Here is a 12,751-nt window from a genome sequence, read left to right as displayed (position 1 = left end):
GGTGTCGTTGCGTCGGCCTGGCGTGGCCCCCCGGCCCGGGTCGCGGCGTTGCCGCCGTGCGGTGCGCGCGGCGTCGGCGCCGGGTCGGAGGATCTGGCGCCGCATCGCCGCGCGCGGTCACCGAGCCCGTGCCGGGGCGGCCGGATCGCGCCGGTCGACGGCGGTCAGGTACCGGCGCCGGGGAGCCGGCCGCGCAGCTGCCGCGCCCGTCGGACGACCGCGTAGCCCTTGGTGAGGGCGCGGTCCCGGGCGAAGGTGCGGCCGATCGCCCGCCCCTCGACCAGCCGTTCGAACTCGTCGAGTCCCGTGCTGCGGCGCACGGTGACGCGCCGCAGTGCGTACGGCCCCTGACGGCGGTGCGCCAGGCCGTTCCCCACGGCGAGCGCCTGCGCGTACCCCGTCTCGCGCACCGCCTCCCGCACCCGGCGGTCGGAGTAGCCGTAGGGGTAGGCGAACGAGGCCGGGACGGTGCCCAGCTGGTCCGCGATGATCTCCTTGCAGTGGATCAGCTCGAACCGCAGCCGCGCGTCGCCCAGTTGGTCGAGCTGCGGATGCGTGTGGCTGTGTCCGCCGATCTCCACGCCCGCCTCGGCAAGGTCGCGGACCTGGTCCCAGTCGAGCATGGTGTCCAGCGCGCCCCCGGTGTCGTACGGTCCGCGCAGCCAGCCGGTCGAGACGAACACCGTGGCCGCGAAGCCGTGTTTGGCCAGCACGGGCAGGGCGTGCCCGTGCACGCCCTCGTAGCCGTCGTCGAAGGTGATGAGGACCGGCCGCTTCGGCAACGGGCGGCCGGAGCGCCAGGCGGCGGCCAGGTCGGCCGTGCCGATCGGGGTGCGGCCCCGGTCGGCGATCACCGCCATCTGCTCGGCGAACGCCTCCGGGGACACCGACAGCACACGGGTGGCGTCGTTCGGGTCGGTCGCGACCGCGTGGTACATCAGGACCGGCACGCGCGCGTCGGCCGGGTGAGCCTCAGTCATGTGCGGCCTCCCCGACCGGCGCCACGGAGAACGTGGCACCGCCGCGCCGCGCCCGGACGCTCCCCACCACGTAGCCGCCCGCCGCCGTGAGCACCCCGGCGACGATCGCACCCGCCCGTCCCGCGCCGCCCGGCCGGGCCAGCACGGCGTCCCGCAGCCCGCGCACGACACCGGCCGGCAGAACCCGGGTGGTGTACCGGCGTTCGGACTCCAGCCCCTTGTCCGCGCCGACGCTCCGGGCCACCAGGGCCTTGGACAGGCCCTCGGCGTAGGTGCGGGTGCGGAAGTAGCCGAAGTGCTCCCGTGCCTCGGGCACCCGGTGGTGGATCACCGCCCGGTCGTCGATCAGCAGTACGGCGTCGGGGCGGGCGCGGGAGAGCCGGATGCACAGCTCGGTCTCCTCGCACCCCAGCGGGCGCTTGTCGCCGTCGCGCCCGATGCCGGTGGCGAAGCCGCCCGCCGCGTCGAAGGCCGTACGACGGAAGGAGGCGTTGCCGCCGAGTACGTTGCGCACCCGGACCCGGCCGGGCGGCAGCCCGCGGTAGGTGCAGCCCACCACCCAGTCGAACTCCTCGGGGAACCAGGCCGGCCGGCGGCCCGACGCCCAGATCGGCACCGTGCGCCCGCCGACGGCCATGACCTTCGGGTCGGCGAACCCCGCGGCGAAGTGCCTGAGCCAGTCGCGTTCGGCCACGGCGTCGTCGTCGAGGAAGGCGATGACCTCGCCGCGCGAGGCGGCGATGCCGGTGTTGCGGCCGGCGGACAGGCCGCGGGGGCCCGCGTTGGCGAGCACCCGCACGTCCCCGGCCTCCTTGTACTCCTTGGCCAGCCGGTCCCGGAGCGCCTCGTTGTGGTCGACGACCAGCAGCGTCTCCAGGGCCGGGTGGGACTGCGCCAGCACCGAGGAGACCGCCGCGAGGATGTCCTCCCAGCGGTCCTCGGTGTAGACGCAGATCACGACGGAGATGTCGGGACCGCTCAAGACACCTTCCCCCGGACCGTGTCGAGCATCGGCGAGTGCGTACGGCTGCGCAGCGCACGCCGGTTGGAACGCTCCTCCAGGATCACTCTGAGCACCCGCAGCCCGTCCCGCACGGCGCGCAGGTTGCTCACGCCGTGGATGCGCAGGTACTCGTGGCTGGGGATCTCCTGCACCTTGAGCCCGGCCTTGACGACCCGGATGTTCATCAGGGTCTCGACCTCGAAGCCGGTGCAGTCGAGGTCGATCTTGTCCAGGCAGTGCCGCCAGAACGCGTTGTAGCCGTAGCACAGGTCGGTGTAGCGGGCGCCGAACTTGCGGTTGACGACCGCGCACAGCGCGCGGTTGCCGAGCTTGCGGATGAAGGTCATGTCGTCGGTGCCGCCGCCGTTGGCGAAACGGGAGCCCTTGGCGAAGTCCGCGCCCGACACGAGGGCGGAGACGTACGACACGATCTCCTGGCCGTCGGCCGACCCGTCGGCGTCGACCATCACGATGATGTCACCGGTGCACGCCTTGAAACCGGTGATCAGCGCGTCCCCCTTGCCCTTGCCGCGCTGTTCGACGACCTTGACGTCCGGCCACAGCTCCCGCGCCACCTCCACGGTGTTGTCGGTGGAGTTGCCGTCCACGAGGACGACCTCGTGGATCCAGTCGGGCAGCGTCTTGAAGACGTACGGAAGGTTCTCCGCCTCGTTCATGGCGGGTATCACCACGCTCACCGGCGGCGCTATGGCCAGGTGCGAGGAGACGGGCCGGTACTTCCCGGCGGGCGACGGATCATTGTCCGTGCTCGCCGGCTGCAGAACTGAGCTCATGAGTCTGGTCCCTCTCGTCCGGCGGACCGCCCGCCCCAGGGGCGGTCCGGCTCTGAATCCGGTTCGAAAGGGGGGTTCTCACCCAGAGCACGACGGCATGAATCCCCGTACGTGCCAGGCGAGCTGGCAAAGCCCGCCGGCGCCTGGAAAACGGCAGCCGGCCGCGCGGCACGACTCGGTCACGAACGCGGTCACCGAGCACGGCACCCCCCTACCGCGCCCCGCCCGGGCCGTCGCGGTCCTTGAGCCCTCCCCTAGAGCCGCTAGCTGACAGACCGGTGCGGGTGAGATGTACGACGGTATTGATGATTGAACCCGTATGGCAAGGCCTGGAACGTGGCCTCACGTTTTTGTTGGTTTGCCTGTCATCCGCGCTTCGCAGGAGGCGGGTTCGTACGGCACGTCCGTTGAGCCTGTCTTGATGCCTATGGCGTGCATGGCCGAATTGCCCCCCGAAGCCCCGGATGCCGGGCCTCAATGTCGCGCAGCCCCGTGCGGGCCGTCAAGGCGGCATGGATGTCCTGACTGAAATTCGTCCGAGTTTGAACGAGTCTGTATGGGCATTGTTGGCATGGACACTACCCGTCAACACGCGTAGCTGATACGACGGTTGAGGCAGAGATCCTGCTAAAGGGAGGTTCCATGAGACGTTCCCGACTTGTCGGCTACCTGACCTCACTTCTCCTCGCCGTCGGCACCGCCCTCACCGGTGCCGCGACCGCACAGGCGGCCCAACCCGCCGCGGCCGGCGGCTATGTGGCCCTCGGCGACTCCTACTCCTCGGGGGTCGGAGCGGGCAGCTACATCAGCTCCAGCGGCGACTGCAAGCGCAGCACGAAGGCCCACCCGTACCTCTGGGCCGCCGCCCATTCACCCTCGACGTTCGACTTCACCGCCTGCTCCGGCGCCCGTACGAGTGATGTTCTCGCCGGACAACTGGGCCCCCTCGGCTCCGCCACGTCACTGGTGTCCATCAGCGTCGGCGGCAACGACGCCGGATTCGCCGACGTCATGACGACCTGTGTGCTCCAGTCCGACAGCTCCTGCCTGTCGCGGATCGCCACCGCCAGGGCGTACGTCGACTCGACGCTGCCCGGCAACCTCGACGGTGTCTATTCGGCCATCCGCAACAGGGCGCCGAGCGCCCACGTCGTCGTCATCGGCTACCCCCGCTTCTACAAGCTCGGCACCTCCTGCCTCGGCCTCTCCGAGACCAAGCGGAAGGCGATCAACGACGCCGCCGACCACCTCAACAGCGCCATCGCCCAGCGCGCCGCCGCTCACGGCTTCACCTTCGGCGACGTCCGCAACACCTTCACCGGCCACGAGATCTGCTCCGGCAGTTCCTGGCTGCACAGCGTGAACTGGCTCAACATCGGTGAGTCCTACCACCCGACCGCGGCCGGGCAGTCGGGCGGCTACCTGCCGGTCCTCACCACCGCCGCCTGACCGTCACCCCGTCAGTAGGACGCCGAAGCGGAAGGAGAAGCGGAAGGAGAAGGAGAAGCGGAGGCCCCGCCCGTCGGGGTCTCCGTCCCGCACAGCACCGAGAACGCCACCGAGTTCGACGTGGTGTCCACCGGCTCCCGGACGTCGACGCGGACCGCGCTCTCGAGCGCGCCGCTCGTGAGTTCCGTGGTCACGATCACCGTGTCCTGCCGGGAGCGGCCACCGCCCGCCGGGAACTCCAGCGTCCGCCACCCGGGATCGGACACCGCCCCGTCCCGCGTCACCCAGCGGAAGTCCACCCGCGCCGGCAGCCGTCCGACCGTGAACGTCGCCGTGAACTCCGGCGACTGCGCGTGCGGCGGCGGACAGGCCCCCTCGTACGCGGTGCGCGAACCCGTCACGGACACCCGCACCGACTGCGGCGCGGGAGAGCTCTCCGGACCGTGCCCGCCACCCCCGCCGCCGGTGCCGGTCGACGGGCTCGGCTCCTCACCGGGCTCCGACCGGCTCGGGGCGGACGACGTCACCCCCGCGCTCCGCCGGCCGCCCGCACCCTCCTCCCCGCCGTCCCCGTCCCCGCGGTCCAGCAGGGCGTACGTCAGCCCGCCCAGTGCCAGCGCGAGGGCGGCCAGCCCCAGGACCAGCACGACGACCGCCCGCCGGTCCCGTCGGGGCCGTGTGGCCGTGCTCGTCCCGGCGGTCCGGGGCTCCGGCCCCGTCGACGGGACCGGCTGCGGCGGGGTCGGCGTGCCCTGCCCGGGGCGGGCCGAGACCGTCGGGGCGTACACGGCGGCCGGCGCCGTGTCCGCGCGCGGGGTGCCTCCGCCGGAGGGCACACCTCCGGCGCCGATCAGCCGCAGCTCCCGCTCGGCCCGCTCGGCGGGCGTCCGTTCGGCCGGGTCCTTGCGCAGCAGGCCCTCGACGACCGGGGCGAGCGGACCGGCCCGGTGCGGCGGCGGCAACTCCTCGTCGACGACGGCCCGCAGCGTGCTCAGCGGGGTGTCCTGACGGAAGGGCGAGGCGCCCTCGACCGCCGCGTACAGCAGCACGCCCAGCGACCACAGGTCGGACTCGGGACCGGGCGTGCGGCCCAGCGCCCGTTCCGGGGCGAGGAACTCGGGCGAGCCGACGACCTCGCCGGTCATGGTCAGCGCGGAGCTGCCCTCGACCATGGCGATCCCGAAGTCCGTGAGCACCACCCGGCCGTCGTTCGCCAGCAGCACGTTGCCCGGCTTCACGTCCCGGTGCAGCACGCCCGCCGCGTGCGCGGCCCGCAGCGCGGCCAGCACCTCGGCGCCGATGTGCGCGGCCCGGCGCGGCGGCAGCGGGCCCTCGGCGTCCAGCAGGTCGGCCAGGGACAGTCCGCGGACCAGCTCCATCACGATCCAGGGCCGGCCGCCGTCGGTGGCCACGTCGTACACCGTGACGACGTTGTGGTGGGCGACCCGGGCGGCGGCCCATGCCTCGCGCTCCAGCCGGGTGTACATCCGCCGCACCTCGGCGTCCGGCAGCCCGGCGGGCGCGCGCACCTCCTTGACGGCGACCTCGCGGTGCAGCACCTCGTCGCGGGCGCGCCACACGGTGCCCATGCCGCCCTCGCCCAGAGGGGACAGGAGACGGTAGCGGCCGGCGATCACACGCTCACTGCCGGGTTCCTCGAACACCGGCGCCCCCTAGACGTCGACGTCTCGCACGGTTTCTCCCCGCAATTCTCCCCAAAGTAGCTCAACCGAGTGCTGATGCCGCCCCCCTGAACACCAATCCGGCCCCGAGGGCCACCACGACGAAGGCCGAACCCAGGGGCGCCGCCCGGCGCACCAGGTCGGCCGGCGGCCCCGAGGCCCAGCGGGGACGGCGCCGCAGCACGCGGGTCACGCCGCCGCCGAGCCGGACGACCGCGACACCGGCCGCGGTGAGGGTGAGGGCGAGCCCCACGCCGTACGCGACCACGAGCAGCAGTCCGAACCACGCCTGGCCGAGGGCGGCGGCGCCGACGAGCACCACCACGGCGGACGGACTGGGCACGAGCCCGCCGGCGAGACCGAGGAGGACCGTGCCGCGCAGGGAGGGCGCGGCCGGGTGGGTGTGGTGCCCGTGGCCGTGCTCATGCCCGTGGGCGTGCCCGTGACCCCGGTGGCGCAGGGCACGGCGTACCAGGCTCGCGCCCGCCAGGGTCACCAGGACGCCGCTCGCGATGCCGAGCCAGGCGACGACCGTGGGCGCGGCGGCCGAGCCGGCCGTGACCAGCAGGCCGAGGGCGACCACGCCCAGCGTGTGGGTGACCGTCACCGAGACGGCCAGGGGGAGGACGTCCTTCAGCCGGGCCCGGCCGCCTCGGGCGGCTGCCGTCGCGGCCATCAGGGTCTTGCCGTGCCCCGGCGCGAGCGCGTGCGCCGCGCCGAGGACGACCGCGACGGCGAGTGCCAGGGCGGCGAAGCCGGCGGTGAGGTCGTGGCGGGCGACCAGGGAGTCCAGGGCCCGGGTCCAGCGGTCCGCGCCGCGCGGCAGGACGGAGGCGGCCGGGTCGTCCTGCCGCTGCGCGTCCAGGGCGGGGCCGCCGGGCCGCACCCGCAGGGAGGCGGTGGCGGTGTCGGCCGGGGAGGAGAGCAACTCCTGCGGATAGCGGGTCAGTTCCCGCGAGGCCGAGGACCGCGGCACGTCCGACGCGGTGAGCGTCATACGGTCGCCGCGTGCGCTGATCTCCCGCCAGCCGGGCCCCGAGGAGGTCCCGGCGGCGCGGAAACCCACGCTCACCGTGGCCGAGCCGGGAAGCGGCGCCGTGAACCGGCACTCCACGCGCAGGGTGTCGAGCCCGGCCTGACCGGGCCGCACGCGCGCGTGACTGCGCCGCGCGGTGAGGGCGACCCTACGACCGTCGACGGTGAGCCGGCTGTCCCGCGCCGCCTTCGCGCAGCGCCGCCGGGCCCATTCCGCCGTGCCGAGCCGTTCGACGTCCGGGCCGGCCTGGGTCGCCGGGATCTCGGCAAGGTCCTCCACGTGGTCGACGCGCAGTTCGCCGGGGGCGGCGACCAGACCGTCGTAGCGGTTGACCGTGAAGTTGCCGAGCGGATGAGCGCTCGCGGGGGCCGGAGGGGACAGGGCGAGGGCGCAGGCGGCGGTGAGGAGGGCCGCGCCGCGCGCCAGGAGACGGCGGGGGCTCACCGGGCCGCCTCCAGGTCCCTCAGGGCGGTTCGGGCTTCGCGGGCGCCGAGCGGGGAGAAGCCGGGGTTCAGTTCGAGTGCCGCCCGCAGATGGCGCCGCGCGTCCTGTTCCCGGCCCAGGGCCAGCTCGATCATGCCCCGGTGGTGGAGGAAGGCCGCGTTGCGGTAACCGCCGGACGTGGCCCGGCGGGCGTAGGGCAGGGCCTCCGCGTCGCGGCCGGCCACGTGCAGCGCCCAGGCGAGGGCGTCCGCGGTGTGCACGGTGCGGCGGCGGGCCCACTCGGCGCGGGCCGCGCCCAGAGCCTCCCCTTCGTCGCCGTGGTCGGCGGCGGCGAGCGCGGTGTCGAGGTCCGCGTCGACGCCGCCCGCGCGGGCGAGTGCCGTCCAGGCGTCGACGAGGGCGTACTGCTCACGGGCCTTCTCCCGGTCGCCGCCGGCCTCGTACAACTCGCCTAGGGCGACGAGCGGGCCGGGCAGCGGTGAGCGGGCCACCACCCTCTCCAGGTCCTCGACCGCCCCGCCGCGGTCCCCGCTCGCGGCCCGGGCACGGGCGCGGCCCTCCAGGGCGGGGAGATGGGCGTCGTCGGCGGAGAGGGCACGGGCGTAGTGGCGCAGCGCGGTCCGCTGGTCGCCCTGGTCGCGGGCCAGGTTGCCCAACTCGGTGGCGACGTACGCCACGTCCGCCGGGGACGCGGCGCCGGCGAGCGCCTGCTCCAGCACCCGGCGCGCGGTGCCCACGTCGCCGCGCAGCTCCTGGACGTACGCGTACCGCGTGAAGACCGGCACGCCCGGCCGCCTCGAGTCGGCGGTGTCGGCGGCCTCGGCCGCGTCGTCGTAGCGGCCCAGCTCGACGAGGGCGTCGATCCGTGCGCACAGGGCGCGTTCGTTGTACGGGTTCTTCTCCAGGGCCCGATCTGCGTACCGCAGGGCGCCCGTGAAGTCGTGCCGGGCGGCGGCGAGGGCGGCGTGGCCGGCGAGGGCCCGGTCGTTGCCGGGTTCCAGTTCCAGGGAGCGCTTCAGGGCATGCTCGGCCCGTGGATAGCGCGAGGGATCGCCGTCGGTGCGGGCCTTCTCGACGTGGGCGAGGCCGAGGGTCGCCCAGCCGCCGAAGTCCTGCGGCCGGGACCGCAGCCGCGTCTGCAGGGCGCCGATGTCCGCGTCCAGGTCCTCGCCGGCCGGCGGACCCGGCTCCGGTACGGCGGCGGCACCGGCCGACGCAGCGCCCCCGCCGTCCCGCACGTCCCCGACCGCGACCGCTCCCGCGGTGAGCGCAACGGCCAGCAACGCGGCGCATCCGGCTAGGCGCAGCCCACGCCCGCCCCGCCCGGCGGCAACGCTCCCGTCCCCGCCTCCCGTGCCCTCGGCAGCCGCTACCGCGTCGGGGTCGGCGGGTGCCGTGTCGCCGGGTGCGGTGCCGTCGGGGCCGGTGGGCGTCGTGTTGCGGGGCTGGGTGCCGGGGCTTGGAGGCCGCGATCCGTCGCCGCGGTGGGTGGGTGCCGTGTCGTGGGATCCGGTGCCGTCGGTGTGCGGGTGCGGCCCGGCGCCGCGTTCTCCGGGCGTCCCGTCCCCCGGCGAGCCGGTGGCCGCCGGCCGGCGCGACCGGGGGCGGGAGGCCGCCGGCGTCGCGTCGGTGCTGCCCGGCCGGGTGGCAGGCGGTGGCGGCGGGCCCGGACGGGGCGCCTCGGGCCGCTCGTTCTCAGGGGCGCTGTCGTGCGTACGCGGGGCCATGCCTCTCCTCGAGCGACGTAACGGAAACGGGAGCGGGACGCGGGGCGGCGCGACCCGCCGTGGGGGAGGGGAAGGAACGGGTCGCGCCGGTCGGAGGGCGGAACCGGTCAGTAGGCCCGGTCCCGCATGCGGCGCCACCACGCCAGGGCCGCGCCGACCAGCAGGATCCCGACCGCTCCGGCTCCCGCGGAGGCGGCGATCAGGAAGGTGTCGTCGGAGCCGGAGGAACCGGCGGGACGCAGCGCGTCGCCGAGCCCGTTGCGTACGTCGTTGGCGTCGCCCACGCCCTCGGCGAGCGGCCCCCGCGAACCCTCCGTGGGGTTCGCCAGATACGGGAAGGACCGCCCGAACTCCCGGTCGTTGGCGTCGACCGCGTCACCCAGGTCGTTCTCGGCACCGACCAGCTCGCCCTCGACGACCTGGAGCGCGGCGTCGACCACGTCGTCGGTCAGCCGGCGCCCGTTCGGGAAGCCCGCCTTGTCGCCGTCGAGAACGCCGAGCCGCTTCGGCTCGGCGGCCGGCTCGATCGACGTGTTCAGGCGCAGCTGCTCCGAGGGGGTCACGTGCGGCGGCCGGTTCAGGCCCTCGACGCCCTTGAGGAAGACGTCGACGAGGTCGTCGCGCGGCTCGGCGGGTGCCTCGATCCTGTAGATCGCCTCGACGAGCCTCGGCAGCTCGGGGTTGGTGACGTTCGGCAGGAACCGCGCGTCCTCCCACGGCGAGGAGGCGTTGAACGCGTCCTTGTCCTCGAGCGGGTTGACCACCTCGTTCACCAGCGGGTTGCCGAGGCGCGAGACCTGGGTGAAGTGCCCCTGGGCGTTCTTGCGCTGCGTGGTCGACCAGATGCCGACGACCGGCTGCCCGGGCGACTCGGTGAGCATCCCGGTGGGGAGCTGGAGTGCGATCGAGTTGACGTTGTAGCCCTTGAGGGTGTCGTTGCCGACCTCGGACAGGTCCCCGCCGTACAGCAGGTCGAAGACGCGCAGGTCCAGGAAGAAGGGGTCGTCGGCCTGGCCGGCGAACGTCCGGCCCCCGCCGGCGAGTCGGTGGATCGCCTGCTCGCGCAGCGTGTCGTAGTCCGGCATCGACGCCTTGCCGACGTTCGACGGTGCCACGGGCACGTCGTCGGCGACCTTCGTCCGCGACGTCACCTTCTGCTCGTGCAGCTTGATCAGCTCGACGTCGTACGTCTGCGTGATGTTGAGGTCCGGGTCGTCGAGACCGGTCACCGGGCCGGTGTTGTACAGGAACGTCTTGTCGTTCTTCGTGTGGGTCCTGAACGTGTACCGGAACAGCAGCTCGCCCTGCGCGTCGCCGTCGTTGTCGATGTGCAGGTCGTACTGGGCGTCCTCGGCGAAGGGGTAGAAGTTCGGCCCGCCGGCGGGCTCCTCGAACGGGGTCCAGTTCGCGACGATCGTCGTGGTGTCCGGCCGGTCCGGGCTCACGAAGGCGTACAGGTCCGTGTTGTCGTACTGCGGGGTCCCCGATATCAGCGGGGCCTCCCGGTGGCTGGAGGCGGAGGCCGCCCCCGGTTCCAGCGCGGTCACGCCGGCGGCCGCGAGCCCTCCGGCGGCCAGCGCGCCACAGATCAGCGTGGCGAGGCCCTTGCGCCCCGGACCACCGCTCCTGGAGAAAGGTGTCATGCCGTCCGTCCTCAGTGCCGACTTGCCTGACGCACCGGCATTCGGAGCGCCGGCGGGTCCGGATTGGTCGGACCCGAAAACCGATTCCGTGCCCCTGAGACCCGCGTTTTCGGCCGGCTGATCCGTAACCCCGTCCGGAGGACGTGGCCGCTGCGCCCGTCCGACGGTGACGCCGAGGGCCGGACGCGGCCCGCAGAGAGGGGGACCGAGTGGAGGCGGACGAGCTCCTGACGCTCGTGGCGGGCGGTGACCAGAAGGCCTTCGAGGAGCTGTACGGACTGGTGTCCGGGCCCGTGTACGGGCTGGTGCGGCGCGTGCTGCGCGACCCGGCGCAGTCGGAGGAGGTGGCACAGGAGGTGCTGCTCGAACTCTGGCGGTCCGCCGCGCGGTTCGACCCGCGCCGGGGCAGCGCCCTGTCGTGGATCCTCACGCTCGCGCACCGCCGGGCCGTCGACCGGGTGCGCAGCGCCCGCGCCGCGGGCGAACGCGAGCAGCGCGAGGCCCGGCGTGCCCACCACCCGGCCTTCGACCAGGTCCTGGAGGAGGTGGAGGCCGGACTCGAACGCGAACGGGTGCGCCGCTGCCTGGACCGCCTCACCGCCCTGCAGCGCCAGTCGGTCACGCTCGCCTACTACGACGGTTACACCTACCGGGAAGTCGCCGAGCGGCTCTCCCTGCCACTGGGCACGGTGAAGACACGGATGAGAGACGGACTGAACCGCCTGCGCGACTGCCTGGGAGGTGTGGCATGAGCCTCTTCGGCCGGCTGCTGCGCCGCGGCGACCTCCACTCGCTCGCCGCCCCCTACGCGCTCGACGCCCTGGAACCCGCCGAGCGGGTCCGCTTCGAACGGCACCTGGACGACTGCGACCGCTGCGCCGCCGAGGTGCGCGCCCTGTCCGAGGACGCGGTCCGCCTGGCCTGGTCCACGGCCGCTCCCGCGCCGGCCGCCCTGCGCGACCGCGTCCTGGCGGCCGTACGCACGACACCGCAGGACCCCGCGCCCGGGCGCGCGTTCCGGCTGCCGCCCCATGTCTGGGGCGTCCAGCCGCCGCAGGCCCGCTCCCGTGCGCCCCGGCCGCGCCCCCTGCTGGTGCCGTTCGCCACGGCGACGGCCGCCGCCGCCCTCGTCGTCGCCTCGCTCTTCGCGGTCCAGGCGAACCGCACCCAGGGCGAGCTGGACACCGCGCGGGACCGGGCGCGTGAGATCGCCCACGTTCTCGCCGCTCCGGACGCCCGCGCGACGAGCGGACGGGACGATCGCGGCCGGGGGATCGGAGCGATCGCCTCCGCTTCCGAGGGGAAGGTGGTCGTCACCCTCAGCGGATACGGCGACCCCGCGGGTGACCGCGTGCACCAGCTGTGGCTCATGCGCCCCGGCGCGCAGCCGCGTTCGCTCGGGCTCTTCGACGGTGACACGCCCCTGCTCGCCTCCGGCCTCGACCGGACCGCGACGTCACTCGCCGTGACCGTGGAGCCTGACGGCGGGTCGGCCCGGCCCACGAGCCCGCCGGTAGTCCAACTCGCCCTGGAATCTGTTGGATTCGGAGAGTAATCGTCAACACCCTTACGGGGAAGGTGAATCCTGTGACCGCGATACACGCATGCCCCAAGGGGGCGATAGGGTTACCCTGCCCGGGCCGGGTGGACTCGTACGGGTGGGGAGTGACATGGAACAGATAACAGTGCGCAGCAGGGCCAGGGTCCCTGCGATCACCTGCGGGAGCAGCGCGACCAGTTCGCGTCTCGACCGCCATCTCTCGGTGCTCGGAGGGCCCGCCCTCCCGCAGCGCGAGACGGTCGAGGCCACCTCGCTGATGCGTGAGCTGACCGCGCGTGACACCAGGCGCGAGCGCAGCGGCCGGGGCGCTCGGGTGCGCCACGTCTCGCTCTTCGCGCCACTGCGTCGACTGCGCCGCTCGCTCTTCGGCGGCAACTGAGGGCCCGCGCTCCGGCGGTCACACCGATCCCGGCACGGCGCCGCGCACCCGTC

General features: G+C 74.0%; 10 protein-coding genes and 1 pseudogene. 4 read left to right on the top strand and 7 right to left on the bottom strand.

The annotated features are described in order from the left end of the window. Nucleotides 1-164 precede the first annotated feature (164 nt). From IE260_RS24945 to IE260_RS24935, 3 genes are read right to left on the bottom strand one after another with little or no spacing between them, the layout of a single operon-like run. Nucleotides 165-980 carry a polysaccharide deacetylase family protein gene (locus IE260_RS24945; RefSeq protein ID WP_189875574.1) on the bottom strand — a complete coding sequence of 272 codons (816 nt, stop codon included), beginning with the start codon at nucleotides 978-980 and terminating at the stop codon, nucleotides 165-167. Further along, nucleotides 973-1,962, bottom strand: a complete 990-nt coding sequence (locus tag IE260_RS24940; RefSeq protein WP_189875572.1) for a glycosyltransferase family 2 protein — start codon at nucleotides 1,960-1,962, stop codon at nucleotides 973-975. The genes IE260_RS24945 and IE260_RS24940 overlap by 8 nt, the downstream gene beginning before the upstream one ends. After that, nucleotides 1,959-2,777: a glycosyltransferase family 2 protein gene (locus tag IE260_RS24935; protein WP_189875570.1), complete on the bottom strand. Its 819-nt coding sequence runs from the start codon at nucleotides 2,775-2,777 to the stop codon at nucleotides 1,959-1,961. The genes IE260_RS24940 and IE260_RS24935 overlap by 4 nt, the downstream gene beginning before the upstream one ends. Before the next feature lie 642 nt (nucleotides 2,778-3,419). Between IE260_RS24935 and IE260_RS24930 the strand changes: the two genes are divergently transcribed. After that, nucleotides 3,420-4,226: an SGNH/GDSL hydrolase family protein gene (locus IE260_RS24930; RefSeq protein ID WP_189875568.1), complete on the top strand. Its 807-nt coding sequence runs from the start codon at nucleotides 3,420-3,422 to the stop codon at nucleotides 4,224-4,226. Nucleotides 4,227-4,237: 11 nt separating this feature from the next. Here IE260_RS24930 and IE260_RS24925 read toward each other — a convergent pair whose 3' ends face one another. From IE260_RS24925 to IE260_RS24910, 4 genes are all read right to left on the bottom strand, one after another. Then, nucleotides 4,238-5,863 carry a serine/threonine-protein kinase gene (locus IE260_RS24925; RefSeq protein ID WP_189875707.1) on the bottom strand — a complete coding sequence of 542 codons (1,626 nt, stop codon included), beginning with the start codon at nucleotides 5,861-5,863 and terminating at the stop codon, nucleotides 4,238-4,240. Nucleotides 5,864-5,951: 88 nt separating this feature from the next. Beyond that, complete coding sequence (locus IE260_RS24920) at nucleotides 5,952-7,388, bottom strand: urease accessory protein UreH domain-containing protein (RefSeq protein WP_189875567.1); 1,437 nt, start codon at nucleotides 7,386-7,388, stop codon at nucleotides 5,952-5,954. Further along, nucleotides 7,385-9,115 (bottom strand): tetratricopeptide repeat protein, encoded by a 1,731-nt coding sequence (locus IE260_RS24915; protein WP_189875565.1) that lies wholly within the window; start codon nucleotides 9,113-9,115, stop codon nucleotides 7,385-7,387. The genes IE260_RS24920 and IE260_RS24915 overlap by 4 nt, the downstream gene beginning before the upstream one ends. Before the next feature lie 107 nt (nucleotides 9,116-9,222). Beyond that, nucleotides 9,223-10,758 carry a DUF4331 domain-containing protein gene (locus IE260_RS24910; protein ID WP_189875563.1) on the bottom strand — a complete coding sequence of 512 codons (1,536 nt, stop codon included), beginning with the start codon at nucleotides 10,756-10,758 and terminating at the stop codon, nucleotides 9,223-9,225. Nucleotides 10,759-10,958: 200 nt separating this feature from the next. On the opposite strand from IE260_RS24910, the pseudogene IE260_RS24905 reads away from it, so the two are divergent. From IE260_RS24905 to IE260_RS24895, 3 genes and pseudogenes are all read left to right on the top strand, one after another. Then, nucleotides 10,959-11,510, top strand: a pseudogene (locus IE260_RS24905) (sigma-70 family RNA polymerase sigma factor); the annotation flags it as partial. After that, a complete protein-coding gene (locus IE260_RS24900; protein WP_189875559.1) occupies nucleotides 11,507-12,313 on the top strand; it encodes an anti-sigma factor in 807 nt (268 codons plus the stop codon). The pseudogene IE260_RS24905 and the gene IE260_RS24900, both read left to right, overlap by 4 nt. A gap of 115 nt (nucleotides 12,314-12,428) precedes the next feature. After that, the gene (locus IE260_RS24895; RefSeq protein WP_189875557.1) at nucleotides 12,429-12,698 is read left to right on the top strand and encodes a hypothetical protein; all 270 of its coding nucleotides are present in this window, start codon (nucleotides 12,429-12,431) and stop codon (nucleotides 12,696-12,698) included. The last annotated feature ends 53 nt before the right edge of the window (nucleotides 12,699-12,751 follow it).

The organism is Streptomyces viridiviolaceus, assembly GCF_014650995.1.
Lineage (GTDB): Bacteria > Actinomycetota > Actinomycetes > Streptomycetales > Streptomycetaceae > Streptomyces > Streptomyces viridiviolaceus.
Note: the sequence above shows the minus strand (reverse complement) of the source record. Positions and strands in the feature narration are given on the sequence as shown.